Annotated in this window: 27 protein-coding genes; 16 read left to right on the forward strand and 11 right to left on the reverse strand. The window is 52.2% G+C overall.

What is annotated here, in order from left to right; genetic code table 11:
* Positions 1–12 precede the first annotated feature (12 nt).
* The 5 genes from ABXT50_RS01250 to sdhC all read right to left on the reverse strand — a co-directional run bounded on the left by ABXT50_RS01250 (position 13) and on the right by sdhC (position 3,850).
* Complete coding sequence (locus tag ABXT50_RS01250) at positions 13–459, reverse strand: Rieske (2Fe-2S) protein (RefSeq protein WP_415274370.1); 447 nt, start codon at positions 457–459, stop codon at positions 13–15.
* 23 nt (positions 460–482) lie between these two features.
* Complete coding sequence (locus ABXT50_RS01255) at positions 483–1,217, reverse strand: succinate dehydrogenase iron-sulfur subunit (protein ID WP_415274371.1); 735 nt, start codon at positions 1,215–1,217, stop codon at positions 483–485.
* A complete protein-coding gene (gene sdhA / locus ABXT50_RS01260; RefSeq protein ID WP_415274784.1) occupies positions 1,217–2,914 on the reverse strand; it encodes a succinate dehydrogenase flavoprotein subunit in 1,698 nt (565 codons plus the stop codon). Before sdhA ends, ABXT50_RS01255 begins: the two co-directional genes overlap by 1 nt.
* Before the next feature lie 95 nt (positions 2,915–3,009).
* Positions 3,010–3,453, reverse strand: coding sequence for a succinate dehydrogenase hydrophobic membrane anchor subunit (locus ABXT50_RS01265; RefSeq protein WP_415274372.1), 444 nt, complete (start codon positions 3,451–3,453; stop codon positions 3,010–3,012).
* 7 nt (positions 3,454–3,460) lie between these two features.
* Positions 3,461–3,850, reverse strand: a complete 390-nt coding sequence (gene sdhC / locus ABXT50_RS01270) for a succinate dehydrogenase, cytochrome b556 subunit (protein ID WP_415274373.1) — start codon at positions 3,848–3,850, stop codon at positions 3,461–3,463.
* A gap of 82 nt (positions 3,851–3,932) precedes the next feature.
* Here sdhC and ABXT50_RS01275 point away from each other — a divergent pair, with 82 nt between their 5' ends.
* From ABXT50_RS01275 to ABXT50_RS01325, 11 genes are all read left to right on the forward strand, one after another.
* Positions 3,933–5,042, forward strand: coding sequence for a mannose-1-phosphate guanylyltransferase (locus ABXT50_RS01275; protein WP_415274374.1), 1,110 nt, complete (start codon positions 3,933–3,935; stop codon positions 5,040–5,042).
* A 114-nt stretch (positions 5,043–5,156) separates the two neighbouring features.
* Complete coding sequence (locus ABXT50_RS01280; protein ID WP_415274375.1) at positions 5,157–6,248, forward strand: BMP family lipoprotein; 1,092 nt, start codon at positions 5,157–5,159, stop codon at positions 6,246–6,248.
* Positions 6,249–6,336: 88 nt separating this feature from the next.
* A complete protein-coding gene (locus ABXT50_RS01285; protein WP_415274376.1) occupies positions 6,337–7,842 on the forward strand; it encodes an ABC transporter ATP-binding protein in 1,506 nt (501 codons plus the stop codon).
* Complete coding sequence (locus ABXT50_RS01290) at positions 7,839–9,074, forward strand: ABC transporter permease (protein WP_415274377.1); 1,236 nt, start codon at positions 7,839–7,841, stop codon at positions 9,072–9,074. Before ABXT50_RS01285 ends, ABXT50_RS01290 begins: the two co-directional genes overlap by 4 nt.
* A complete protein-coding gene (locus tag ABXT50_RS01295) occupies positions 9,071–10,324 on the forward strand; it encodes an ABC transporter permease (protein ID WP_415274378.1) in 1,254 nt (417 codons plus the stop codon). Before ABXT50_RS01290 ends, ABXT50_RS01295 begins: the two co-directional genes overlap by 4 nt.
* A 3-nt stretch (positions 10,325–10,327) precedes the next feature.
* Positions 10,328–10,726: a cytidine deaminase gene (locus ABXT50_RS01300; protein WP_415274379.1), complete on the forward strand. Its 399-nt coding sequence runs from the start codon at positions 10,328–10,330 to the stop codon at positions 10,724–10,726.
* Positions 10,716–11,993 (forward strand): thymidine phosphorylase, encoded by a 1,278-nt coding sequence (locus ABXT50_RS01305; protein WP_415274380.1) that lies wholly within the window; start codon positions 10,716–10,718, stop codon positions 11,991–11,993. The genes ABXT50_RS01300 and ABXT50_RS01305 overlap by 11 nt, the downstream gene beginning before the upstream one ends.
* 37 nt (positions 11,994–12,030) lie before the next feature.
* Complete coding sequence (locus tag ABXT50_RS01310; protein ID WP_415274381.1) at positions 12,031–13,122, forward strand: adenosine deaminase; 1,092 nt, start codon at positions 12,031–12,033, stop codon at positions 13,120–13,122.
* Positions 13,112–13,558, forward strand: coding sequence for a PTS sugar transporter subunit IIA (locus ABXT50_RS01315; protein ID WP_415274382.1), 447 nt, complete (start codon positions 13,112–13,114; stop codon positions 13,556–13,558). Before ABXT50_RS01310 ends, ABXT50_RS01315 begins: the two co-directional genes overlap by 11 nt.
* A 7-nt stretch (positions 13,559–13,565) precedes the next feature.
* A complete protein-coding gene (locus tag ABXT50_RS01320; RefSeq protein ID WP_415274383.1) occupies positions 13,566–13,838 on the forward strand; it encodes a PTS sugar transporter subunit IIB in 273 nt (90 codons plus the stop codon).
* Between the two features lie 9 nt (positions 13,839–13,847).
* Positions 13,848–14,507 carry a pyridoxamine 5'-phosphate oxidase family protein gene (locus tag ABXT50_RS01325; protein ID WP_415274384.1) on the forward strand — a complete coding sequence of 220 codons (660 nt, stop codon included), beginning with the start codon at positions 13,848–13,850 and terminating at the stop codon, positions 14,505–14,507.
* Here the strand turns inward: ABXT50_RS01325 and ABXT50_RS01330 are convergent.
* Together ABXT50_RS01330 and ABXT50_RS01335 are read right to left on the reverse strand one after the other, a co-directional pair.
* The gene (locus ABXT50_RS01330; RefSeq protein ID WP_415274385.1) at positions 14,485–16,122 is read right to left on the reverse strand and encodes a phospho-sugar mutase; all 1,638 of its coding nucleotides are present in this window, start codon (positions 16,120–16,122) and stop codon (positions 14,485–14,487) included. The genes ABXT50_RS01325 and ABXT50_RS01330 overlap by 23 nt on opposite strands.
* Positions 16,119–16,940 carry a purine-nucleoside phosphorylase gene (locus tag ABXT50_RS01335; RefSeq protein ID WP_415274386.1) on the reverse strand — a complete coding sequence of 274 codons (822 nt, stop codon included), beginning with the start codon at positions 16,938–16,940 and terminating at the stop codon, positions 16,119–16,121. The genes ABXT50_RS01330 and ABXT50_RS01335 overlap by 4 nt, the downstream gene beginning before the upstream one ends.
* Before the next feature lie 26 nt (positions 16,941–16,966).
* Here ABXT50_RS01335 and ABXT50_RS01340 point away from each other — a divergent pair, with 26 nt between their 5' ends.
* On the forward strand, positions 16,967–18,418 hold the full coding sequence (locus ABXT50_RS01340; RefSeq protein ID WP_415274387.1) for an NAD(P)H-quinone dehydrogenase: 1,452 nt from the start codon (positions 16,967–16,969) through the stop codon (positions 18,416–18,418).
* Here the strand turns inward: ABXT50_RS01340 and ABXT50_RS01345 are convergent, their stop codons facing one another.
* Together ABXT50_RS01345 and ABXT50_RS01350 are read right to left on the reverse strand one after the other, a co-directional pair.
* Positions 18,419–20,191: a biotin carboxylase N-terminal domain-containing protein gene (locus ABXT50_RS01345; RefSeq protein ID WP_415274388.1), complete on the reverse strand. Its 1,773-nt coding sequence runs from the start codon at positions 20,189–20,191 to the stop codon at positions 18,419–18,421.
* Positions 20,192–20,264: 73 nt separating this feature from the next.
* Positions 20,265–20,864 carry a Maf family protein gene (locus ABXT50_RS01350; RefSeq protein WP_415274389.1) on the reverse strand — a complete coding sequence of 200 codons (600 nt, stop codon included), beginning with the start codon at positions 20,862–20,864 and terminating at the stop codon, positions 20,265–20,267.
* 35 nt (positions 20,865–20,899) lie between these two features.
* Here ABXT50_RS01350 and ABXT50_RS01355 point away from each other — a divergent pair, with 35 nt between their 5' ends.
* The 4 genes from ABXT50_RS01355 (at position 20,900) to ABXT50_RS01370 (ending at position 24,873) form a co-directional block, all read left to right on the forward strand.
* Complete coding sequence (locus ABXT50_RS01355) at positions 20,900–22,063, forward strand: class I SAM-dependent RNA methyltransferase (RefSeq protein ID WP_415274390.1); 1,164 nt, start codon at positions 20,900–20,902, stop codon at positions 22,061–22,063.
* Positions 22,064–22,072: 9 nt separating this feature from the next.
* Positions 22,073–22,738: a response regulator gene (locus tag ABXT50_RS01360; RefSeq protein WP_415274391.1), complete on the forward strand. Its 666-nt coding sequence runs from the start codon at positions 22,073–22,075 to the stop codon at positions 22,736–22,738.
* 132 nt (positions 22,739–22,870) lie between these two features.
* Positions 22,871–23,911: a sensor histidine kinase gene (locus ABXT50_RS01365; RefSeq protein ID WP_415274392.1), complete on the forward strand. Its 1,041-nt coding sequence runs from the start codon at positions 22,871–22,873 to the stop codon at positions 23,909–23,911.
* Between the two features lie 92 nt (positions 23,912–24,003).
* Positions 24,004–24,873 carry a hypothetical protein gene (locus ABXT50_RS01370; protein ID WP_415274393.1) on the forward strand — a complete coding sequence of 290 codons (870 nt, stop codon included), beginning with the start codon at positions 24,004–24,006 and terminating at the stop codon, positions 24,871–24,873.
* Positions 24,874–24,931: 58 nt separating this feature from the next.
* Here the strand turns inward: ABXT50_RS01370 and ABXT50_RS01375 are convergent, their stop codons facing one another.
* Positions 24,932–25,153, reverse strand: a complete 222-nt coding sequence (locus ABXT50_RS01375) for a hypothetical protein (protein ID WP_415274394.1) — start codon at positions 25,151–25,153, stop codon at positions 24,932–24,934.
* Positions 25,153–26,742 carry an acyl-CoA carboxylase subunit beta gene (locus ABXT50_RS01380; RefSeq protein WP_415274395.1) on the reverse strand — a complete coding sequence of 530 codons (1,590 nt, stop codon included), beginning with the start codon at positions 26,740–26,742 and terminating at the stop codon, positions 25,153–25,155. The genes ABXT50_RS01375 and ABXT50_RS01380 overlap by 1 nt, the downstream gene beginning before the upstream one ends.
* Positions 26,743–26,775: the final 33 nt, after the last annotated feature.

A 26,775-nucleotide genomic window follows, 5' to 3' on the forward strand; every position in this document is an offset into this window, starting at 1 on the left:
CCAATCTAGGAGCTAGATAAGCGCGTAGAGATCTTCACCGCGCACTTCAATGGTTATTTTGCCCAGAGCACTTCTTGCCGGACCAGACTGAGGTTCGCCGCTGTCGGTGTCGAATCTTGCTCCGTGGCAACCACAAACTATCTGTTCTTCGCGAACGCCAGTCACGATACACCCGGCGTGAGTGCAGGTTGCATTGAAGGCGCGGAAGGTTTCAAGAGCTGGGCGCGTAACCAAGATGGTGAGCGCATCGCTTATTTTGTACTTCATTCCGGATCCGACCATCACTTCACTGGCTTTTCCGAGTAATTGTTCTGATGCGGGCGGTGCGCTTGATTCCCCCAATGTGGCGCTAGAGGAAGTTGTTGGTACTGGTTGCGCTTCAGAAGCGCAGGCGGCCAAGGTAAAAGCAGCGGATGTGGCGACAATCCCAGTCAGGGCAGTTCGTCTATTTACGGTCATTGAGTTGTCAACAAATAAATTGTCTAAGCTCTTCCGCGCAAGATGGCTTGTTTCACCTCGGCTATGGCCTTAGTCACTTCAATCCCTCTCGGGCATGCTTCGGTGCAGTTAAAAGTAGTGCGGCAGCGCCAGACACCCTCTTTATCGTTCAATATATCCAGACGCAGTTCTGCGTTTTCGTCTCTGGAGTCAAAAATGAAGCGGTGAGCGTTCACGATTGCGGCCGGGCCAAAGTATTGACCATCGGTCCAGAACACCGGACAGCTACTTGTACACGCGGCACAGAGGATGCACTTGGTTGTGTCGTCATAGCGGGCACGTTCTTCGGGAGACTGCAGGCGTTCCTTCTTGGGCTTATCGGTGGCAACCAAGAATGGGTTGATTTCCAAATACGCCTTGTAGAAAGGCGTCATGTCAACAATCAGGTCCTTTTCTACGGGCAGGCCCTTGATTGGCTCGACATAGATGGGCTTAGAGATGTCAAGGTCCTTGATTAGCGTCTTGCAGGCAAGTCGGTTCCTGCCGTTGATACGCATTGCGTCGGAACCGCAAACACCGTGAGCGCAGGAGCGACGGAAAGTGAGGGAGCCATCCTGCTCCCACTTGATCTTGTGAAGCGCGTCTAGAACTCGATCGGTTCCATACATCTCGACGTCAAAATCCTCCCACTTTGGCTCAGTGTCGTTCTCTGGGTCAAAGCGTCTGACGATAAGTGTGACCGTGAAGGACTCAATCGTTGGGACGGATAGTTCAGCCATTAGTACTTGCGCTCCATTGGTTGGTAATTGGTTACAACAACCGGCTTCCAGCCGATTCTCATGTTTGTACCGGTATTCTTTTCTATTTTTTCCTGCTTGTAGACCATGGAGTGAACCATGAAGTTCTTGTCATCTCGCTCCGTGTAGTCCTCGCGCAGGTGGGCACCGCGTGATTCTCGGCGCTCGCGGCAAGCAATTACAGTGACCTCGGCAAGATCCAGCAGGAAGCCTAATTCGATCGCTTCCAGTAGATCAGTGTTGAATCGCTTGCCTTGATCCTGAATAGATATGTTTTCGTAGCGCTTGCGAAGTTCCTGGACTTTCTCCAAGGCTTCGTTCAGGGTTTCTTCGGTTCTAAAGACCTGAGCGTTCTTGTCCATCGTCTCCTGCAGCTCCTTACGAAGCTGGGCGATTTTCTCCTTGCCTTTTGCTTTTCGCACTTTGTCGATCATTGCAATGACATCGGCGGCGGCGTTTTCAGGCATCGGAACCTGAGTTGCGGTTTTTGCGTACTCGACGGAATACTGTCCGGCGCGCTTCCCAAACACGTTGATGTCTAGAAGCGAGTTGGTGCCCAAGCGGTTTGCTCCGTGTACCGAAACGCAAGCACACTCCCCAGCCGCGTAGAGACCTGGAATGACAGTGTCGTTATCCGAGAGCACTTCGGCCTTGATGTTGGTTGGGATGCCACCCATGGCGTAGTGAGCGGTCGGAAAAACTGGTATCTGCTCGGTGTAAGGCTCAACACCAAGATAGGTTCTTGCAAACTCTGTGATGTCTGGAAGCTTCGCGTCAATGACCGCAGGCTCAAGGTGCGTTAGGTCAAGGAAAACATAATCCTTGTTGGGTCCGCCACCGCGGCCCTCGCGAACCTCGTTTGCCATTGCTCTTGCAACCATGTCTCTTGGGGCAAGGTCTTTAATGGTCGGGGCGTAGCGCTCCATAAATCTTTCACCGGCGGAGTTTCTTAGAATTCCGCCCTCACCGCGAGCGGCCTCGGAGAGCAAAATTCCCAAGCCGGCAAGGCCGGTCGGGTGGAACTGGTAAAACTCCATGTCCTCCAGAGGGATACCTCTTCTAAAGGCAATCGCCACTCCGTCGCCGGTCAAGGTGTGAGCGTTCGAGGTGGTTTTGTAGATCTTCCCAAATCCACCGGTTGCAAAAATGATCGACTTTGCCTGGAAAACGTGAATGTCTCCGGTGGCAAGTTCATAGGCAACGACTCCTGCCGGCTTGCCGTCGTTCATTACTAAATCTAGAACGTAGAACTCGTTGAAAAAATTGATTCCCATCTTGACGCAGTTCTGGTACAGGGTCTGCAGGATCATGTGGCCAGTCCGGTCAGCTGCATAACAGCTTCGCCTAACTGGCGCCTTGCCGTGGTCTCTGGTGTGACCTCCGAATCGGCGCTGATCAATCTTGCCGTCTGGGGTTCTATTGAAGGGCAGCCCCATATTTTCTAAATCGATTACCGCCTGAACCGATTCCTTCGCCAAGATTTCGGCTGCATCCTGGTCCACTAGGTAGTCTCCACCTTTGACCGTGTCGAATGTGTGCCACTCCCAGTTGTCTTCCTCGACGTTTGCAAGTGCTGCGGCCATTCCGCCCTGAGCAGCTCCAGTGTGGCTTCTGGTTGGAAATAGTTTTGAAACGACACCGACATTGAGGTCTGTGCCAGCTTCGATTGCGGCCCGCATGCCGGCACCTCCGGCACCAACAATTAGCACGTCAAACGAGTGATAGGTGATGTTGTCGTCAACCGCTACTTTTTCCGCCAATTTATTTCCCTTACTTACTGCGCTGGGCAGAATGAGGCCAACAGCTCAGCAGATGCGCCAGCTGGGCATGGGTCGAATGTGAAAATTACTAGAGTTCCAAGCAAAATCAGAAGCGCGCAGACTGCCCACAGTGTTGTGGTGAGGGCGCGACGGACCTTGACCTGGCCGGCGTAGTCATTGACTATGGTGCGCATTCCGTTGGTTCCGTGAATCAGCGCGAGCCAAAGCATCGCTAGATCCCAAACCTGCCAGAACGGGTCCGCCCACTTCCCAGCCACGAAGGCAAAGTCGATGGCTTTGATGCCATCACCGAGAACGAGGTTCACCACTAGGTGAGTGAAGATAAGAACGATTAGTAAAGGACCGCTAACACGCATGAACAGCCAGCCGTACTTCTCCCAGTTAGCTTGCTTGCGAGTCCGAGGACGATTTGGTACTTCGATAGTTACGCTCATCATCGACCCCCTAGTGTCCGAATACTCGTGCAAGATGCATTGGAGTAAAGCCTGCAACCGCGACGACAGTCACAGTAATAACAACCCAGAACATCGCGCTCTGATATTTCGTTCCCTTCGACCAGAAGTCAATCGCGATCACGCGAAGACCATTTAGGCCGTGAAACAATATTGCGCCTACCAGGCCTAGCTCTGCTAGCCCAACCACCGGGGTCTTATAGGACTCGATGACTATGTTGTAAGCCTCAGGACTCACTCGAACGAGCGCAGTGTCTAAAACATGGACGAGTAAAAAGAAAAAGATGCCCACGCCGCTGATGCGGTGCAGTACCCAGGACCACATACCAACTTTGCCTCGGTACAGGGTTCCTGCTGGCTTTATTGCCAAGCTAGCCTCCATGGATAGAACAGAATGAGTTTTAAGTCTAACCCAGTAAAAGCCAACCTTTTGAATCTAGGCGAATAACACCTAGAGTGATTTCGTGAATAAAAAAACGACTGCTGGCCATGACAATTTTTTCGCAATAATTCCGGCCGGTGGCGTGGGGTCGAGGCTGTGGCCACTTTCTAGAGCCAGTGCCCCAAAGTTCCTGCACGATTTAACCGGTTCCGGCCAAACGTTACTTCAAGACACCTGGGATCGCCTATCGCCCCTGGTGGGCAATCGGATGATGGTTGTGACCGGCGATGTGCATGCCACAACGGTTGCACAGCACCTGCCTCACTTGGACCAGACAAATCTAATTCTTGAACCGTCACCGAAGGACTCGACGGCAGCTATCGCCTTGGCAGCAGCTGTGCTCTATAAAAGAGATCCGGAGGTAATAGTCGGCTCCTTCGCCGCAGACCATGTGATCAGGGATAACGAGAAGCTTTTAACGGCAATCGAAGCGTCAATTGAAATAGCCGCCACTGGAAAGATCGTCACCATTGGCATCGTTCCGACCGAAGCATCCGTGGCTTTTGGATATATCAAAAAAGGGTCCCCAATTTCGGGCACCGAAGGATTTGAGGTGGCTGACTTCATTGAGAAGCCGAACATAAAAAAAGCCGGAAAATTTGTAGCTTCAAAAAAGTATCTCTGGAACGCTGGAATGTTCATCGCGCCTGCAAAACTTTTGCTCGACGTGCTTGCAACGACGCAACCACAACTTCACGCAGGCGTCATGGAGCTTGCTGCGCATTGGGACACTGAGAATCGAGCCGCGAAGTTGCATTCAATCTGGCCAGGACTCGACAAGATCGCAATCGACTACGCGATCGCTGAGCCAGCTGCAAAGCTGGGCCTGGTGGCCGTAGTGCCCGGCAATTTTGAATGGCATGACGTTGGAGACTTCGCGGCAATCGCGGAGCTTCAGTCACAGGGCAACAGCAACAACCTAGCGGTGCTGGGCTCAGCGAAGGTCCTGTCCGATTCGTCGTCAGGAATATTGGTCAGTGACACTAACCGACTGGTGGCGCTGATTGGGCTTGAGGACATCATTGTGGTGGACACAGCGGATGCGCTTCTTATCACTACAAAGGCCCACGCTCAAAAGGTCAAAGCTATGGTTGAAGCTCTCAAGCAAACCGGCCACTCTGACCTTCTTTAGACAAACATCTCGATAATGTAAAGCTTTGGAATATGGGTTGCAGCTACGAATTCTGGCGCTAGAGTATCCATAAACTAGGCGCGACCGGCGCCTTAACTTATTTCAGGAGGAACCTTGAAGCTACGTAATGCATCCGCTGCTTTCGCCCTAATGGGCGTTTCAGCACTAGTGCTGTCAGGCTGTGCTGCTGCCCCAGAGGCCGAGACAACCGAGACAGCCGCCGCTACCGCAACCGAAGAAGCAGCACCAGCCATTGATTACTTAGCATGTGCAGTTTCTGACGAAGGTAGCTGGAACGACAAGTCGTTCAACGAGTCTGTGTACGACGGCCTAGAAAAGGCTGTGGCAGATCTTGGAGCACAGATTAACGACGCTGAGTCAAACTCCTCCGAAGATTTTGCCCCTAACTTGCAGGCCATGGTTGACGCGAACTGCGACATCACTTTCGCAGTTGGCTTCAACTTGATCGGTGACGTGAACGCAGTCGCAGCGGCTAACCCAACCATGAACTTCGTAACTATCGATGGCTACTCAGAGGGCAACGCGAACCTAAAGCCAGTCGCTTACAACATGGCTGAGTCGTCTTACCTTGCTGGATATGCAGCTGCTGCTTACTCAACAAGCAAGGTTGTCGGAACTTACGGTGGATTACAGATTCCAGCAGTTACTGACTTCATGGACGGTTTCTACTACGGCGCAATGGCTTGGGGCGATGAGAACGACGTTCCCGTGACTGTTGTTGGCTGGGACCCAATGGCCCAAACCGGTCAGTTCATCGGTGACTTCGTTCCTAACTCAGGAACCTCAAAGTCAATTGCTGCCGCACTTATCAACGATGGTGCTGACGTATTGTTCCCAGTTGGTGGCGACCAGTTCGGTGCCACAACCGAAGCCATTAAGGAAGCCGGCATCGATGGCGTCATTATTGGTGTGGACAAGGACGTAGCCCTTACCGCCCCGGAGTATGCACCATTCGTGCTTACTTCAGCTGAGAAGCGCATGACCAACGCCGTTTACGACATCATTGCTGAGCTTTCAGCTGGTGGGGCATTCGACGGTGAGGCATATGTTGGAACACTTGCGAATGGCGGAACTGGCCTAAGCCCGTTCTACGACTTCGACTCCAAGCTTTCTGACGAACTAAAGGCTCGACTAGTTGAGATTGAAGCCGGAATCAACTCCGGTGAAATTGATCCAAAGAGCTAGGTAAAAAAACAAAAAGGCCGTGGGGTAAATCCCACGGCCTTTTTGTTTCTAGTTTTTGACATAAAGTAATTGCTCAAAGGGGTGTCTTTTGAAACTTGAACTACGCGGAATCACGAAGCGCTTTGGCGCAGTTACTGCGAACGAAGATATTGACCTAGTTATTGAGCCCGGTGAGATCCACGCTCTGCTCGGTGAAAATGGCGCGGGCAAGTCCACGTTGATGAACGTCCTCTACGGTCTATACACGGCCGATGAGGGGCACATCGAAATCGATGGCGTGAAGCAGAACTTCTCCGGCCCAGGCGACGCCATGGCGGCCGGAATCGGAATGGTGCATCAGCACTTCATGCTCATCCCCGTATTTACTGTCGCGGAGAACGTTGCACTCGGCCACGAGCCGACTAAAGCGTTTGGGGTAATCGACTTAGTTCAAGCGAAAAAGCAAGTTTTAGAAATATCGGAGCGGTTTGGCTTCAATATCGACCCGGACGCTCTAATCGAGGACCTTCCGGTAGGGGCCCAGCAGCGAGTCGAGATTATCAAGGCGCTATCAAGAGATGCCAAGATCCTCGTGCTGGACGAGCCAACAGCAGTGTTAACCCCTCAGGAGACTGACGAGCTGATGGAGATTATGCGCCAGCTTGCCAAAAGCGGCACTTCTATTGTTTTCATCACCCACAAGCTTCGCGAAGTAAAAGCAGTGGCCGACCGAATCACTGTTATTAGGTTAGGAAAAGTCGTTGGTTCGGCCAAGCCTGACGCTGAGACCTCGGAACTTGCATCACTTATGGTGGGCCGCGAAGTGATGCTTACGGTGAATAAGAAGCCGGCAGCACTCGGAGATGTGGTTATAGAAGTTGAGCACGTAAGCGTCCTAGATGATCGATCGCAAAAGGCGGTGAATGATGTCAGCTTTGAGGTTCGAGGTGGAGAGATTCTGGCCCTTGCCGGAGTTCAGGGCAACGGCCAAACCGAACTCGCCGAGTTTTTGCTTGGATTGAGGAAACCCCTGGGCCAAAAAGCCAAAGTGAACCTAAACGGCAAAGAGATAACAAACAAGTCAGTGCGCGAAGTATTGGAAAGTGGCGTCGGGTTTATTCCGGAAGATCGCCAGAGCGATGGCTTAGTTTCCGAGTTTACGATTGCTGAAAATCTAATGTTGAACTCGTCGTACAAATCGAGGTTCACAAAGGGCCTGAACATAAACTTTGTAGCTCGCAAGCGGATTGCCAAAGAGCTTGTCGAGCAGTTCGATGTTCGAACTCCATCCGCGGAAACCGTTGCTCATAAGCTATCCGGCGGCAACCAGCAAAAAGTAGTTGTTGCCAGGGAAATGTCTAGAGAGGTAAGTCTCTTGATCGCCTCCCAGCCAACCCGAGGGGTAGACGTCGGCTCTATTGAGTTCATACACGAGCAAATAATTGCTGCGCGAGATGCTGGTAAAGCCGTTATCTTGATCTCTTCAGAACTCGATGAAGTCTTGGCTCTCGCGGATCGAATTGCAGTGATGTATCGCGGCAAAATAGTTGGAATCGTAGAGCCGAATACATCGAGAGAAGATCTCGGCAAGCTAATGGCTGGAGTGACCGCATGAGTGAAATCAACAAGGCTGACAACACGATGCCACAGGTAATGCGTGAAATCTTTTCTGGTGGTTTGGTCCGAACCGTGATCTCTATCTTGCTTGGTTTTTTGGTCGGCGCCTTGTTCATGATCGGCTCAAACAAGGAATTTATTGAGTCCCTCGGATACATATTGGCCAGGCCTGGTGACGCACTTGGGGCGGCCTTCGCTGTTGTAAATGATGGCTACGGAGCGCTTTTCCGTGGAGCTATTTATAACGCCGATGCTGAAACCTTTGAGAAAGCCATCAGACCGCTGACGGAGACTCTGCGTTTGGGTGCACCTCTCATTGCTGCCGGACTCGGTATCGGGCTTACTTTTCGAGTGGGCCTATTCAACATTGGTGGCACCGGCCAACTAATCTTCGGCATGATTTTTGCGACCTTCGTAGCGACGAGGCTTGAACTGCCTTTCGTGCTCCACATGGTCGTTGCTCTCATCGCCGGAATAGTCGGCGCCGCACTTCTGGGCGCATTTGTGGGTTTCCTGAAGGCCAAAACGGGTGCCCATGAGGTGATCTTGACGATCATGTTCAACTACATCGCGCTTTATTTCTTCACGTTTTTGATGCGAGACCCTGCGCTGTTGCAGGAATCTCGAGCGTCCGGCAACCCAAAAGCGGACCCTGCTGCCGAAACGGCATTGCTTCCTAAATTGCTCGGAGATAATTACTCGCTGCACTGGGGCCTAATTTTCGCTCTGTTGTCAGTTGTAGTGTTCTGGTGGCTGATGGAGCGAAGCACCATTGGGTATCGGCTCAGAATGGTGGGCTTTAATCCAGATGCTGCCAGGGCCGCCGGAATAAATGTCGAAAAGACTTACATCTTGGCAATGGCGCTTTCGGCTGGTTTTGTCGGGGTGGCCGCAGCCAACCAGACCCTGGGAACCGCAATCGGCGTTACTCCCTCGAGTCACGCGAACATTGGCTTTGATGCAATTACGGTAGCTTTGCTCGGCGGATCATCGGGGCCAGGCATTTTGCTTGCCGGCCTGCTCTTCGGAGCTTTCAAGGCCGGCGCGCCATCCATGCAAGTTTTTGGAGTAAGCCCGGAGGTGCTTGGAATCGTTCAGGGAGCAATCGTGCTATTCATAGCAGCGCCGCCTCTAATTCGGGCACTGTTCAGACTGCCCAAGCCACAGACGACCCACGCCCTCGAAGCGTTCCGAAAACGAATATTCACACGCGGGGGAGGCTCCAAATGACCACTCCAAAAGAAATTGAAGTCAAGGTTGGCTTTAAGTCGCCGTTAGTAATGGGCTCAATAGGTGTCCTGACACTCGTGTTCTTGGGGCTTCTGGGACGCGACGGAATGGTTGCCTTCGAGATCTCTAGGCGAACTGACTCCCTTCAGCTCCCAACCTTAGACATCGACTCCAGCCTGCTGGGTATCCTCTCCGGCTTGGCGATGTTCGCTTTGGCGGGATTTTCGCTTTCGAGGGCCATAAAGAACCTCAAGACTCCGACCTGGGTTTCGATTGTTTTTGGTGCCGTCGGAGTAACAGCGCTACTTGGCTGGCTGGCGGCCGAAGCATCAGTTCCTATTGCTTTTATCGCTGGTACAGCTTTGGTGTTGGCAGTCCCAATCATCCTCGGAGCGATGGCTGGAATCATGAGTGAGCGCGTGGGAATTACGAACATTGCCATTGAGGGCCAACTTCTGACCGGGGCGTTCATGGCCGCAGTGGTGTCTTCAATCACGGATAATTTTCTATTTGGAATCGCCGCCGCAATGGTCACCTCCGCGTTACTTTCGATGATCTTGGCGATATTTTCGATCAAGTTCCTAGCGCAGCAGATCATTGTGGGCGTCGTGCTGAATGTTCTAGTTATCGGGATTACTAACTTCCTTTATCAGCAATGGCTGACGGAGGATGCCCAGAGTGTGAACTTTCCCGGAACCATGGACATAATAAAGATTCCGGTGTTGAGCGACATTCCAATCTTGGGTCCTGTGTTTTTCGAAAACCGCATCACGGTTTTCCTCGCCATTTTGATCGTGCCAACGATCTGGTTCGTTCTATTCAAGACCAGAATGGGGCTTCGAGCCAGGGCGGTTGGTGAGCACCCATTGGCCGCTGACACAGTCGGCATTAATGTCGGACGAACCAGGTTCTGGTGGGTGACTATTGGTGGGTCAATAGCGGGCCTTGGCGGCGCTGCACTCACAATCGGTAACGCGGGCGCATTCGGCCGAGAGATGTCTGGAGGTTTTGGGTTTATAGCTCTCGCGGTGGTTATCCTCGGTCGTTGGAACCCAATCTATGCGGCGCTTGCAGCTCTCTTGTTTGGGTTCTCAATCATCCTGAGGGTGTGGGCAAACCAAGTGAGTCCGGGTATTCCAACGGACTTTATTACGATGGTGCCATACGTAGTAACGATCATTGCGGTTGTGGGCTTTGTAGGGAAATCTAGGCCGCCGAAGGCACTAGCAGTGCCATACGTGAAGGGCTAGTGGATGAACATTGACTGGAAAAACCTAACCCAACAAGCCATTGATGTGCTTCCAAAATCGTATTCTCCGTACTCGAAGTTTCCGGTCGGTGCCGCGGCAATCTGTGACGATGGTCGCATCATCACGGGCGTCAATGTTGAGAATGCTTCCTACGGGCTCGCGCTCTGTGCGGAATGCTCTCTCATAAGTGAGTTATTTCGTACCGGAGGCGGCCAGCTCGTGGCATTTGCCTGCGTTGACGGTCAAGGAAACCCCCTGATGCCTTGTGGCAGGTGTAGGCAGTTGCTTTTTGAGCACAGTGCCGAAGGGATGCTCCTTCAAACTGTTTCGGGAATTAAAACAATCGACGAGGTACTCCCGGATGCCTTTGGACCGAAGGATCTTCAACGCAATGAGCTTTAGTGCCGTAGAACTGATTATTAAAAAGCGCGAACACGGAGCGCTTAGTACCGCTGAAATCAACTGGCTGGTCGAGAACTACACCTCTGGTGTGGTGGCGGATGAACAAATGTCTGGAATGGCAATGGCTATTTTGCTAAACGGCATGAGCCGAGATGAAATCAAAGACCTTACGATGGCGATGATTGCCTCCGGAGAGCGATTGAACTTCTCTGGACTCACCCAGCCCACCGCAGACAAGCATTCCACCGGTGGCGTGGGGGACAAGATCACCCTGCCGCTCGCTCCGTTGGTCGCTTCCTATGGCATCGCGGTTCCTCAGCTAAGTGGTCGTGGTCTTGGCCACACCGGGGGGACACTGGATAAGTTAGAGGCTATTCCGGGTTGGCAGGCCAGTCTTTCCAATACAGAACTGTATAGCCAGCTAGCTGAAGTGGGGGCAGTCATTTGTGCCGCTGGTCAAGGGCTTGCTCCTGCAGATCGCAAACTATATTCGCTTCGGGATGTCACAGGAACGGTTGAGGCAATTCCCCTTATTGCTTCTTCTATCATGAGCAAGAAGATTGCGGAGGGCACTTCCTCATTGGTTCTGGATGTAAAGGTCGGTTCCGGCGCATTCATGAAGACCCTTGACCGAGCGAATGAATTGGCGACGGTGCTGGTACAGCTCGGAAAAGATGCCGGCGTTAATACTTCGGCGCTATTGACTGACATGTCCACCCCGTTGGGTAAGAAGATTGGGAACTCACTTGAGGTCGAGGAATCGGTGGAGGTTCTTTCTGGCGGAGGCCCAGCCGATGTCGTGGAACTAACGGTGGAATTGGCTAGGGAGATGCTTCTACTAAGCGGTATGCCAGACGTGGACCCTCGCGAGAATTTGAATAACGGCAAAGCTCTGGATGTCTGGCGGAAGATGATTTCGGCGCAGGGTGGAGACCCAGACGCGAAACTACCAAAGGCCACGGATTCGCACATTATTCGAGCCAGCCAGTCCGGATTTATTTCGAAGCTGGAAGCTTTGTCAATCGGCGTCGCTTCCTGGAGGCTCGGAGCTGGAAGAGAGCGCAAGGAAGATCAGGTTCAGTTTGGAGCCGGTGTCGAGTTGCATGCTCAGCTCGGCGATCACGTAAAAGCCGGAGAACCAGTAATGACTCTCTACACGGACACCCCAGAGCGGTTCGAGCGAGCAATCGCAATTGCCGAAGAGGCAATCGGATTCCAAGAAAGCAAGCCGGCGGAACGTAAGCTAATCCTTGGACGGGTTAATTAGGCCTAGACCAATTAGAAACACGGTTAGTTAGGAATAAATGGACATCGCAGCGCTTCCGAAAATCTCGCTCCACGACCATCTGGATGGTGGGCTTAGGCCCCAAACCATCGTTGAGCTTGCCGCTGAAATCGGGCACGAATTGCCAAGCACCAATTCGCTGGGGTTAGCGGCGTGGTTTAAGCAAAATGCGGACTCTGGCTCCTTGGAGCGGTACCTCTCAACTTTCCAGCACACTGTGGGTGTCATGCAGACTCGCGCGGGTCTCGAACGGGTGGCCTTTGAAGCCGTCATGGATTTGGCGAGCGAAAACATAATTTATGCGGAATTACGCTGGGCTCCCGAACAACACTTGAACTTGGGCCTAAGTCTTGACGAGGCAGTTGAAGCCGTGCAAGACGGTCTTGAGCGTGGCATGGAACAAGTGGGTGACCGCGGCGGGTTCATTCGCACAGGGCAGATTATTAGCGCAATGCGTCACGCTGACAATGCTCTTGAGGTTGCGGAGCTTGCAGTTAGGCACCGCAACGATGGTGTCGTTGGCTTCGACATCGCAGGGCCCGAAGAGGGCTTTTTGCCATCCAGGCACCAATTGGCATTTGACTACCTCGCAGCTGAGTTATTTCCCTGCACTGTACACGCGGGAGAAGGCAGCGGCATTGAGTCCATTAAAGACGCAATAGTTTCCGGAAGAGCGCTAAGAATAGGACACGGAGTTCGATTGGTGGAAGACATCATGTTTTCAAGAACCGATGGTGACACCGACCTAGTGGTTCTTGGCCCGGTGGCTCAGTGGGTGCACGATCGACAGATAGCCCTTGAGGTCTCTCCTTCTTCGAACCTGCAAACCGGATCTTTTAGCATCTTGGGCGACACGATGGCCGATCATCCGATTGACATCATGTATGACCTCGGTTTCAACATAACCGTGAATACTGACAACCGGCTTATGAGTTCCACAAACCTCACCAAGGAACTGCAGATTTTGGTCGATACTTTTGGCTACAAGCTGGCGGACCTGGAGCAGTTGCAGCTAAACGCCGCCGAGGCGGCTTTTCAGGCGGTAGATGAGCGCGAAGAGCTAGTCGAGATGATTGAAGCCGGTTTCGCTGAGGCAAACGGTGCTGAGTAGCTATTTTGGCGCAGGTTCCATAGTCGCTCAAGACACGTCACCTAGCTTCGCTGACGCAGTGTCGCAATCGGTTTTGCTTCTGGTCGAATCAGGTAAAGCGCAACTTAGTTACGTCGACGAGGTTTTAGAAAGCCTAAAAGCCCTAGGTCCATACTTCGTCATTGCTCCTGGCCTTGCCCTTGCTCATGCCAAGCCGTCAAATTCGGTTTTAGCACCGGGCATGGCACTTCTGAGGCTTGATGAGCCGGTTATTTCAGGATCCGCAAATGATCCGGTCAGTCTAATTTTTTCGATGTGTTCCCCTAACGCCAGCGAGCATATAGAAATGCTGGGTGATTTTGGACAGCTAATGAGTACCGATGAGGTTATGAACAACTTGTTAAATGCTTCTGCCGTGAGCGTCATTGAGGACATTCTTTTAAAAAAAGCGCTTTAATTTAGATATGTTAATTTACGCAGTGTGTGGAGCGGGGATTGGGACCAGTGTTCTACTGAAATCCAATGCCGAGAGGGCTCTTTCGATGCTGGGGATCGAAGCCGAGGTCCGGGCTGTCTCAATAGAAGAAGCTCGTGGGGCTGACAAAATGGCGCAGGTGGTTTTGGCGACGCCAGAAATCCTCGACCAGCTTGCCGGAATTCCTGCAGAGGTGATCGCTATAAATAACATTTTTGATTTGGGCGAACTTGGAGAAAAGCTAAAAGCCACGCTGAGCTAGTCTTTCAGAATGAGTACGCCGGGCTCCTCGGAGCGAACCAAGCTCCAGAGAATGAGCCACAAATCCTCCGAGAGCATCTCGGATTTGAACAGCATTCTTGATGACAATCTTGTGGCGCACGTGGGCGTTGTTATCGACGGCTCTCCTCTGGTCATCCCGATGGCATATGGCAGAAGCGGGGATGAATTATTCCTGCACGGCTCATCCGGATCAAGGCTGATGCGCGTCTTAGAAACTGAACCAGAGGTCTGTGTTTCCATAACTGAGCTCAATGCCCTGAAGGTCGCCAGAAGTAATTTCAACAGCGGCATGCACTACCGAGCGGTCATGATCTTCGGAAGAGTCAAAGTCGTTCCCATGGACCAAAAGCATCACGCTCTAGATGTTGTAAGCGACGCGATGATTCCAGGAAGAGTTGGCGAGGCAAGACCCACCACCAAGAAAGAAGTGGCCGCCACGCTAATTTTGTCTTTGTCGCTGACGGAAGCATCAGTAAAGATTTCGGTAAATGAAGTTGATGACCCACCAGAGGACATGAACTTAGGTTTTTGGTCAGGGACGATCCCGCTTACAGCAAAGGCTGGCGAGGCAATACCGGCTGACTTGGAATCCTTATCTCTGCCTATTCCAGACAGCATTCAAAGATTTATTTCAAGGCACTCAAAGTAGCATCGGCCCAGGTTTTTAGGTTCTCAAGCAGTTTTGTGGCAGCAGGCTTGCTGGTCGCGGAAGCCTGTAGGTAACACTTGAGCTTGGGTTCGGTCCCTGAGGGCCTCACGATTATCTTGATCGATTCGTTGGAAAACACAAGGGCGTCCGTTTTCATGGCATCGGTGCGGGCTGAGTAATCCTCGAAAATGACTGCTTCGTCTCCAATGCTTGCCGGCGGGTTAGACCGCAAGCCGGATGTGATTTTTCGTATTACCGAAAGATCCGACACTCGGAGTGAAACCTGACCGGTTGCAACGTGCCCAAATCTCTGGGCCAAATCCTGAATCTGGTCAACCAAGGTCTTACCTTGGGCCTTCAAATCCGATGCCATCTGGGCGATTATTAGGGCCGCTGTTATGCCGTCTTTATCCGGGGTGTATTCCGGATCAACGCAGTATCCGAGAGCCTCTTCATAGCCATAGCCAAGATCGGGAACCTTAGAAATCCACTTGAAGCCGGTCAGCGTCTGGGTGTAAGGCACGCCATAGTGCTTCGCGAGTGCAGATAAATCAGCCGACACTATCGAGTTTGCGATCGCCTTGGAGGTTGGAGCAAGCTGATTTGCAAGCAGCAGTCCAACCTGGTCTCCGGTGAGCATCTGATAACCATCGCCGTTGCGGACTGCTACCGCTAGCCGGTCGGCATCTGGGTCATTTGCCAAAATAATGTCACTGTCATTTCTAGTTGCTTCGGCGAAACTTAGGTCCATGGCGCCCTTTTCCTCCGGATTTGGAAAGGCTACGGTTGGAAATTTCGCGTCTGGCTCTTTCTGTAATGTCACGGGTAATACCTTGAAGCCAGCGGCGGCCATGAGCGGATTCACCACTTTCCAGCCAACTCCATGCAGAGCGGTGTGTGTTATCCGGATTGCCGATCTTTGGGCAATTTCGCTTTCGTGCATGCTGATTAGCGTTTTGGCTCGGTCTAGATACTGGCTGATTTCTGGTTGCCCGATGAGCGTAAAATCCTTACTTTTCGGAATCTGTTGAAAAGTAGTTCCAGTGGAGAGTGCAGTTATGAGATTCGCTATTTCCCTGTCCTGCGGTGGAACAAGCTGACTGCCCCCGGTGGGGCCTCCAAGGTAGACCTTGTAACCGTTATCTCTTGGAGGGTTGTGGCTTGCAGTCACAACTACGGTGAGGCTCGCGCCAAGCCGCCTGCCGGTGAATGCAGCAACCGGGGTAGGAACCATCTCCGAAAAAAGAAAAGTCTTAATTCCGGCTGCGCTCAAAATCTTCGCGCTGTCTAGGGCGAATACATCTGAGTTTGTTCTGCCATCGAAGCCGATTACCGCGCTTAGTCCTCCGGAAGGATCCAAGTAGGTTTCACGATTAGCATTCAAAAACTTAGCGAGGCCCAGTGCTGTTTGGGCCACAACCACTCTGTTCATTCGGTTCGGGCCAGCACCTAATTCGCCACGCAGTCCGGCGGTCCCGAAGTCTAGGCGGGTGCTGAATCGAGAAGAAAGCCCCTCCTCATCTTGATTATCGATAAGTGCTTGAAGTTCGAGCTTGGTAACTGGGTCCGGATCCTGATCAAGCCACGCTTTGGCGTGCTCGGCTAGCTGACTCAAATTTTGTCCACAATTTCTGCTAGAAGCTTGGATATTCGAGCTTCGGCTTGCTGTCCAGCCTCAATAACTTCCGCGTGACTGAGCGGAGTCTTTTGGATACCTGCGGCCAAGTTTGTGATTAGCGACATGCCAAGAATCTCCATGCCTGATTCTCTTGCGGCAATGGCCTCGAGGGCGGTTGACATTCCTACGATGTCGCCCCCCATTATTTTGGCCATCTGGACTTCAGCGGGTGTTTCGTAGTGGGGGCCACGGAACTGAACGTAGACACCTTCATCGAGACTGGAATCAACCGTTTTAGCAATAGCGCGCAGCCTTGCGGAGTAAAGGTCGGTCAGATCAATGAAGTTGGCCCCTTCAAGCGGGCTTGAGGCGGTCAGGTTGATGTGGTCTGAAATCAGCACCGCGGCACCACCGGCCCACTTCGGCTTTATTCCACCGGCACCGTTTGTAAGGACCATTACTTTAGCTCCGGCTTTAGCGGCTGTTCGAACTGAATGAACCACTGCTCTGACGCCGTGGTTTTCGTAGAAATGGGTTCTGGCTCCAATTACCAGCGCAAACTTCCCATTGGGCAGTTTTATGGATCTGATGCTTCCAACATGGCCTGCAAGAGCGGGCTTTGAGAAGCCGATGACCTCGGTCGCCGGTATCTCGCTGACCGTTTCACCAATGAGGTCGGCTGCCTTTGCCCAGCCTGAGCCAAGTGTCAGCGCGATGTGGTGAGTGCCAACGCCCGAAAGCTTTCTAATTTGGTCAGCGGCTTTCTGGGCAATTTCGAAGGGGTTAATTGTCTCGTCGTCGAGTAGATGCGTCATGAAAATTAGTCTAGCCACGCTTAGTCATGCTTACGTGGTGGAGAATAGGGGCTGTGATCGAAAAAAAAATAACCAAGCACCGCATTGTGGTGATCGGTGGTGGCCCGGGTGGCTACGAAGCTGCCCGTGCTGGTGTCCAGCTAGGCGCCGAAGTCATACTTATTGAGGAAAATGGTATCGGCGGCAATGCCGTCCTCACCGACGTTGTTCCCTCGAAGACTCTTATCGCGACTGCGGAAGCGGCCCAACGTGTTGCATCTGCTTCTGCACTTGGCGTTCGACTAGTAGTGGACGGCAAGCGCGTGACTCCGACAATAGACATAGATTTACAGGCGATCAACGCACGCTTACTTCAATTGGCCAAGTCGCAGTCCAAGGACATGCTGGAAACCCTCGAGGCCGAAGGTGTAACCGTGGTTAATGGCCATGGAGTCCTTGACGGAAACCACCACGTTCTTATAACCAAATCTGGCGAGACTTCCTCAGAGCGAATCGAGGCCAAAACAATTATTGTCGCCACCGGCGCTCGTCCCAGAGAGCTTGCTAGCGCCAAGAGTGACGGCAAGAGAATTCTGAACTGGAAGCAGCTTTACAACATTGGCGATTTACCGAAACACATGATTGTTGTTGGTTCCGGTGTCACCGGAGCGGAGTTCGCGTCGGCATACCTGGATCTCGGCAGTGAGGTCACCCTCGTGTCTTCGAGAGACAAGGTCCTTCCAGGAAACGACGGTGATGCCGCGGAATTGATTGAGGATGTCTTTAAGCGCAAAGGCATGAATATCTTGCGCAATGCTCGAGCAACCTCAGTGAAAAACTTAGGTGAGAGCGTCGAAGTCACTCTGGAAGGTGGTCAGGTTATTTCCGGATCGCATTGCCTGATGGCTGTCGGAGCAATTCCAAACACGGCGAATCTTGGTTTGGAAGAGGCCGGCGTGAGACTGAATGAAACCGGTCATGTGATTTCAAACAAAGTCGCTCGAACTTCTAGGGCGAATGTATATGCCGTCGGCGACTGCTCCACAGCGTTACCGCTAGCTTCGGTTTCTGCCATGCAGGGAAGAACTGCGATTTACCACACCATGGGAGATGTGTCCGTCCCAACAAGTTTGCGTAACGTGGCCTCCAATGTGTTCACGTCACCGGAGATTGCTTCGGTCGGCTGGTCCCAGGATGAAATTGAGCAGGGTTTGGTTCGCGGTGAAGTGCGAAAAATCATGCTCGAAACCAACCCGAGAGCCAAAATGCAAGGCATCGAAGAGGGCTTTATAAAGCTCTATGCCTCTGTGGGCTCGGGTACCGTTATCGGAGGGGTGGTAGTCGCCCCAACTGCCTCAGATTTGATCTATCCGATTGCCGTAGCGATTGAGAATCGACTCACTGTTGATCAGTTAGCCAGGACATACACGGTCTATCCGTCGCTGTCTGGATCCATTTCTGAGGCCGCTAGTGCACTGCACCAGCCGATTGACGATTAATTAGTCTTCTATCTCCAGAAGCAAGGTGCCAGCTGAAACAGTGTCTCCAACGGCCACGCCTATTTGCTTAATCTTTCCTGAGCGATGGGCGGTTAGGGGTTGCTCCATCTTCATCGCTTCCAGTACTACAACTAGGTCGCCCTTTTCGACAGGGTCGCCAACACTAACCGCCACCTTCACAACGCTTGCTTGCATTGGAGCCAGGAGTAGATTGCCTTTGGCGCCAGTGTGACCTGAGATATTAGAAGATGCTGCGCGCTTGGGAGCATGGCCTTGAGCCGAGCCAATTTCGCCCACAAGTAGTCTCTTAGGCACTGAAACTTCAAGGCGTTTTCCTGCAACCTCTACAACAATTTCATGGCGAGGTTCTTGCTCCGGGATTTGCTCCTGGGATCCTGACCACGGTTCGATGGTGTTGTTCCACTCTGTTTCGATCCAGCGAGTGAAAATGCCAAAGGTTGATCCGTCGCCAATAAAGGCCTTGTCATCGACTATTGCCCTGTGGAACGGAAGAACAGTTGGCAGCCCGAGAATCTGCATTTCGGCTAGTGCTCTCCTAGATCTAGCAAGAGCTTCAGTGCGGTTTTTGCCGGTCACAATTAGCTTTGCCATCATCGAGTCAAACTTGCCAGAAATAATGTCTCCAGAAACCACTCCAGAATCAACTCTGACGCCTGGGCCCGAGGGGGCTATGAACTGGTGAATTAGGCCTGGAGCCGGCAAGAAACCGTTTCCAGCATCCTCGCCATTGATCCTGAATTCAATCGAGTGACCTCGGATTTCCGGGTCTGAGAAGGAAAGCTCCTTACCCTCTGCGATCAGGAACTGTTCGCGCACTAGATCGAGGCCAGTGACTTCTTCGGACACCGGGTGCTCGACCTGCAGCCTGGTGTTGACTTCGAGAAACGAAATTGTTCCATCTTGCGAGATCAAAAACTCGCAGGTGCCGGCGCCTACGTAGTTGACCTTTTTCAAGATTGCTTTTGATGCCTCATACAAAACTATTTCTTGTTCCTTGGTCAAGAACGGAGCTGGTGCTTCTTCAACTAGCTTCTGATGTCTGCGCTGAAGTGAACAGTCTCTAGTAGAAACAACTACGACATTTCCATGAGCATCCGCGAGGCACTGTGTTTCCACATGACGCGGTTTGTCAAGGTATTTTTCCAAGAAGCATTCTCCGCGACCAAATGCCGCGATTGCTTCGCGGGTTGCAGACTCGAAAAGCTCCGCAATTTCGGAGGCATCACGAACAATCTTTATACCTCTACCACCACCACCGTGGGCCGCCTTGATAGCCACCGGAAGCCCATGAATTGCAACAAACTCTTCCACCTCGGCAACGGTTTCTACTGGGTTCAGCGTTCCTGGGGCCATAGGTGCACCGACAGATTCAGCAATCTTTCGCGCGGACACCTTGTCACCCAGAGATGTGATCGACTGAGCATCAGGGCCAATCCAAATTAGGCCAGCCTCAACCACTGCCTCTGCAAATTCGGCGTTCTCGGACAGAAATCCGTAGCCGGGGTGAATTGCGTTGGCACCGCTTCTTTTTGCTGCTGAAAGTATTTTCTCGATTACCAAATAGGTTTCTGCAGCGTTCTCGCCGTTAAGCGCATAGGCCTCATCAGCCAGCTTTACGTGTAGCGAATTCCGGTCGGAGTCTGCGTAGACCGCGACGGTCTGGATTCCGCTGTCCTTGGCTGCTCGGATAACTCTGACCGCAATTTCGCCACGGTTGGCTATTAGTACTTTAGAAATCTTGCGATCGGTCATAGCTGGAAGCTTATTGGCTCATTGGGTCCGTTGTTTATGCTCAACCTACAAAAAAATCAATTATTCGTATCCGTTATCTCCAGAGAGATTGATAATCGAGCCCAAGCTCACGCATCATTTTTCTAAGCCCCACGAGCGATAGGCCCACCACAGTGTGGTAATCACCGTTGATACGCTCGACAAAAGCGCCACCTAACCCATCAATTGTGAAACCACCCGCTACCTGCAGTGGTTCGTTGGTGGCAACATAGGTCTCAATCTCCTGGTCGGAAAGATCTGCGAAGAAAACCTCAGTGCTCGTAACGAGCGAGACTGCCCGATTGTTTTGAACATCAATTAGGTGATGTCCAGAAAAGAGCGAGCCAGACTTACCTCGCATGGCTTTCCAACGCTCGATCGCGACGCTAGATGCCAACGGCTTTCCGAGAGTCTGCCCTTCGAAAAAGAGTGCGGAATCGCACCCCAAAACCAACGCTGTTGTTTCTGTTGTCGCAATCGCCTCAGCCTTTGCCCTAGCCAGCAATTCGGTCAGCTCGCTTGGCGTTTGCGGGGCTAGTTCTTCAACCATTTGGTCTTCGTCAACACCAGGAGCAAGGTCGCGAAATTGGATGCCGGCCTCGGAAAGTAGCTTTTTTCTGGCAGGAGAAGTTGATGCAAGTACGAAATCGATCACGATAAACAGGTTAGCTGTGGAACACTGTGCATGTGATGCTTAAGCTGAAAATAGAAAAAGTCGCCCACGGTGGAGTTTTTATTGCTCGACACGACTCGAAAGTGGTGTTCGTTTCCGGAGCCATACCCGGAGAGCTAGTCGAGGCAAAGGTTGTTCAAGACACCAAGAGCTTCCTTAGAGCGGAGACGGTCGAGGTCTTGGAGGAATCCGAGCACAGAGTGAAGCACTTCTGGAAGGCAGCCCTGAAGGGTGCCGGTGGAGCCGAATTTGGGCACATTGAACTTTCTTATCAGCGAGTGCTCAAGACACAAGTTCTGCAGGAAGTCCTGTCTCGAATGGCAGGGATTGAGTCGGAGGTTGTCGTCGAGGCTGCTCCCGGTGATCAGGAGAATCAAGGACTTCGCTACCGAACTCGAGTTCAGCTGAATGTTGATGAGTCCGGAACCGCAGGGCCCTCTAAAATTCGGACCAATGAGATCGTCTTCACTCGCGACTTGCCTCTAGCAGTTAAGGAAATAGAAGAACTTGGGCTGCATCTAAAAAACTTCAACGGCGTTGACAAGATAAAGATCGCCGCGAGCAACACTGGTAATAGTCAATGGCTGATCGACAAAAAGGTGAATGGCGACAAACAGCTCATCGAACGGGTTGCCGGGAGAACTTTCCGACTAAGCCCAGGCTCATTTTGGCAGGCACACGTCAAGGGTCCGGAGCTCTTGACTGCCTGCGTGAGCGAGTTCGCAAAATTGCTGAATCTCGACCCGCAAAAGCAAAACCTAGACCTCTACTCTGGCGCTGGTTTGTTTAGCGCGACTTTGAGTGCGCAGTTCGACGGAGCCAAATTCTTGGCCATCGAATCTTCCAAGCAGGCAATTGCCGACGGAGAGCGTTCATCTCACGACCTAGATAACCTTCGCTTCCATCAGGCCGATGTTCTGAAATTTCTAAGATCTCAGACCGCGGCGACCTTCGACACAATTATTCTCGACCCACCGCGTTCCGGAGCCGCCAACAAGGTGGTCGAGCAACTAATTCGCTTGAGCCCAAGGAACATGATTTACGTGGCATGTGACCCGGTTGCGCTCGCTCGAGACCTAAGGACACTCGGTGACGCCGGCTATCAAGTTATGGCCATGAGGGCCTTCGATATTTTTCCTCATACCCACCATTTCGAAACAGTCGTGGCGCTAGCACGCTAAGTTGGAGTTATGGCTAGTTTGGCGGTAGAGATTTCAAACGTAAGAGTGGCAATCGTCGATGATCATGAGGCGGTGCGCCTCGGCTTCGCTGGAATGTGTGCCAGCAACGACCTGGAGTTAGTCGGAGAAGCCGCAACCGTCCGAGAACTAATCTCAAAGATCAATGGCCTTCAGTGTCAAGTAGTAGTTATGGATCTGTCCTTGGCGGACGGTTCACTGGTCGCGGAAAATGTCTCTCAGTTAGTCTCTTCTGGCAGCGCGGTCTTGGTTTATAGCATCGCCGACAAGGCCAACCTCATGAGAGTGGCTCTAAGGGCGGGCGCGGTGGCAATTGTTCCGAAGTCCCGGCCAATGGCATACCTTGCGGAGATTATTAAACTTGCGGCTGACGGCGCCATAATCAACAACCCTGAAACTAGCGCGATGATTGATGCCGATGCAAATTTCAAGGACGCGAATCTTTCTGCGCGAGAGCGTGAAGTTTTATCGTTCTACTCCTCCGGCATGAGCCTTAAGCAAGTCGCTTCTCAACTCGATATCAAGCAGAGCTCAGCTAAGGAGCACATCGACCGTGTGCGATTGAAGTACGCACGTCTGGGACGAGAAGCTGGAACCAAAGTGGACCTCTACCGTCTAGCGATTGAAGACGGCCTGATTTCTGGCGAGTTCCTCTAAATTATGAACATTCGTTCTACTGCGGCACGAGGCAAGTTCGAGAACGTGGTGAGGAAAGTTTACGCAGCTGTTTTAACGGCTCTTACGATCGAACTCTGGGCGCATCAAGCTTTTCAAGCGGAGCATTTCAATATGCTGTCGAATATTGTGCTCGCAGTTATATTTTTGTCTGCTTTAGGGGTAGTTGCGTCCGCTTGGCTGGGGCGCTGGAACGATTCGATGCTTTTAATTCACGGCTCAATTGGGGTGTTAGCCGTCTTCTTGTTGCCGGCAATGGCCCTGGCTACGTTTCCCAACTCTGACTACGAAAACCCATGGGTCTGGTGGTCCGTAGGCATATCTTCCTTGAGCGTGGCCATCGCCACGGGCCTGCAGGCCCGCTTCGTCGCTCACCTAGCAATTCTTATGAGTGCTTGGACGGTTATCAGCACTAATGATTCCGTTGGAGGAGCGAGCCTCGGAGAAGCTCTTCAAGGGTCCATTTATGTGGTGATTCTTTCGATCGGAGTCGCGGGCATAGTGACGTTGAGCCGCGACTGGGCAAATGAGGTTGATGCTGCACACACTGGTTATCTTTTCAGCGCCCTCGAAAGAGCGAGTGTCGATGCAACGGAGAGAGATAACCAACGGGTTGGTGCGTTGGTGCACGACAAGGTGCTTCACACCTTTTTGTTTGCCGCCGCTGCACGCACGCCATCTGAGAGGCTAGCCGCAGTGGAGCTGGCTCGTGAGGCGGTCGACAGCATCGCCGAGATCCAAAATGGTCTCGTGCCTTCGGGGACCACCACACCCTCTAGCCTTTTTTTGTCCCTTAGGAAAGCTGCTATCAAGCGAAGTTCTCGAATTCGAGCCTCCGTGTACATCACGGGGCTGGACCCAATTCCTTTGGAAACGGCCAATGCAATCACTGAGGCTACCCTTCAGGCAATAGAGAATGCCGAGCGTCATGCGAAATTTACGAACCTGGAACTGAAGTTGAATTCTCCGGCTGCCGGGGTAATCAGTGTCCAAATTGTCGACGACGGCAGGGGTTTTAGAATGGAACGGGTCCCTCGAGCGCGACTCGGAATTCGCGGATCAATTATTGACCGCATGGCTCTTGTGGGTGGTGTTGCCAAGATAAAGTCGTCCCCCGGTCTTGGCACAGTTGTGTCATTGAAGTGGCCAAAGTGATTCGGGTTCGCCATAGTCAAGCGGCCCTTTTCGCTCTGAGTTTCGGCTGCTACCATGCCTTTCTCGGGCTGATAAATTTTGAACAATACGAAATGCCAATTCCGGCCGCGGCGGGTTTGATTCTGTACGTTGTGGTGTTATTTTTGTCAACTCGCTTCACTAGGGCTCTCAGGCTCCCATACGCCATCATCCTCTTTGCGCTGTTGTCAGCTGTAGTTGTTCCAGCCCTGGAGATTTACGCGATTAATGCTCGGGCAAATTATGAGTATCACACCTGGTTTGTGGCGGGTATCGGAACTGTCATGGCGGTTCTGGCTTGGCGCAATCACACGGCAGCGGCTTGGACCGGGACGATCGCAATGGCGGTCACCGTCTATGCCCTTGGGGGAGTTCAGGTGTTTCTCAATAGTGGGATGACTGGCTCATTTGCGTTGGTGGCTGCCTCTCAGGGGCTAGCAATTGCTCTGAAATCGGCCCAAAAATCTTCTGGAGACTTTCTTGATTGGCGGCTGGCGGTCAATTTAGATACCAAAAACGTAAGCGTTAGCAGAGCAGGTTCCCAACTTCGACTTTTAGACGCCCTCGACTCCTCACTGCCTCTTCTGCGTTTGATTCAGGAACAGCAGGGCAATATTAGCTCCTCAGACTCTAAGAAATTGCTTTTAGCCGAAGCGGGAATTCGGGACCAGATTCGAGCGAAAGGGTTTCAGGATCGAGATCTAGTGGCCGCAGTTCTGAGTGCTCGGACCAGAGGTATAGAAGTGCAGGTGTCAGACGACGGGGGAATCGACTTGCTGGAGATAGAGGAAAAGAAGGCGCTGTTCAGTAAACTGGCGCAGACCTTGGATGCTATCAAAGTGGGAAGAGTCGTAATTCGCAGCGTGGCCGGAGAGACATGGACTGTGAGCCTATTTTCTTCTGGCTCGAGTGAGTCGAGTAACAACATCTTTCTAAGGCTCTAATTTCAGCCGGCTGCGGCTCCAAGGACCTCTCATAAATTTAGTGGTTCGTAGCCGGAACTTATTTACGAAACTCATTTACCCAGTTGCCAATGTGCTGCCCGCGGAGCTGACCGTTGCCACGGTTCCAAGAGGATTCTGGTGCCCCTGTTGCAATCCGACCTAGGCGTCTTGATTCGATAATCGACTGAGTCACAACCGCTATCGCTGCAGCTTGATCATGCTCGCCGCCGCCTTTAGCTTGGATGAGAGCTTGAATTTCAGTTTCGGAATATTGCCGCATCAAAGTGGGATGTTTCCGTGCTTCTTCGGGGGCAAGTTTGCTCGTTTAGTTTTTAGAGCTCTAAGTGCTCTAACGATTGCTGATCTTGTTGCGGCCGGCTCGATAATGCCATCTAGCTCACCGCGCTCCGCGGCCAGGAACGGGTTGGCCACGTTATAGGTGTACTCCTTGGCAAGTTGGTCGCGCACCTCGGCGATGTTCAAGCCCTGCTCTTCGGCCTCTTTTATTTTGTCTCTAAACAAAATGTTCACTGCACCCTGACCACCCATGACGGCGATCTCCGCTGTCGGCCAAGCAAGGTTTATGTCGGCGCCCAGCTGCTTTGATCCCATGACAATGTAGGCCCCGCCATAGGCCTTCCTGGTGATGATTGTTACCAGCGGAACTGTTGCCTCGGCGTATGCGTAGAGCAGCTTCGCCCCGCGTCTAATTACTCCAGCCCACTCTTGATCGGTTCCAGGAAGGTATCCAGGAACATCAACCAAGGTAAGGATTGGGATCGAGAAAGCATCGCAAAATCTTACGAATCTGGCCGCTTTTTCACCGGCATCGATGTTCAGGGTTCCAGCCATTTGCATCGGTTGGTTTGCAACTATGCCAACTGAGTTGCCGTCGATACGGGCAAAGCCAATGAGTATGTTGGGGGCGAAGAGTGGCTGAACTTCCAAGAATTCGCCCTCATCGACCAGGGACTCAATAATTACCTTCATGTCATATGGCTGGTTCGGACTGTCCGGGATTACTTCGTTCAGGAGCCTGTCTTCTTCGGTGACTTCAAGTTCGGACTCGGATTGGTAGGTGACCGATTTAGAAAGGTTGTTTTCTGGCAGGTAGCCCACAAGTGACTGCACGTAGTCGATTGCGTCCTGCTCGTCGTCTGCCAAGTAATGAGCAACTCCGGAGGTTTCGTTATGTGTTCTAGCCCCGCCGAGCTCCTCCATCCCAACATCTTCGCCAGTCACAGTCTTGATCACATCGGGACCAGTTACAAACATGTTTGATGTTTTATCCACCATGATCACAAAGTCAGTGAGTGCGGGTGAGTAAACAGCTCCTCCGGCAGCTGGCCCCATGACAAGAGAAATCTGAGGGATCACCCCAGACGCCATGGTGTTGAGTCTAAAGATTTCGCCGTATTTGCCTAGAGCAATGACACCCTCTTGAATTCTGGCCCCACCCGAGTCCAGGATACCAATCAACGGCACGCCGGTCTTTATCGCTAGCTCCATCACCTTGATGATCTTGTTGCCAGCTGTCTCACCGAGTGAGCCCCCAAAAACAGTGAAGTCTTGAGAATAAACTGCCACTTGGCGGGAGTGAATTGTTCCCACCCCGGTAACGACGGAGTCTCCATAGGGGCGCTTTGTATCCATGCCAAAGGCGGTGGAGCGGTGTCTGACATATTCGTCCAGCTCAACGAATGAGCCCGGGTCAAGAAGCATTTCGATTCGCTCGCGTGCGGTGTTCTTACCCTTCGCGTGCTGCTTGACTGCGGCAGCCTCCCCAGAGGCCTGCACGGCCTCGTGGTAGCGCTGACGGAGGTCAGCCAGCTTTCCTGCGGTTGTAGATAGATCTGGATTCTCAGCCACGTGTGCCCCTTTGCGTCTGCCTAACTTTATCGG

The sequence above is a fragment of the Aquiluna sp. Uisw_065 genome (genome assembly GCF_047731275.1).
Taxonomy (GTDB): domain Bacteria; phylum Actinomycetota; class Actinomycetes; order Actinomycetales; family Microbacteriaceae; genus Aquiluna.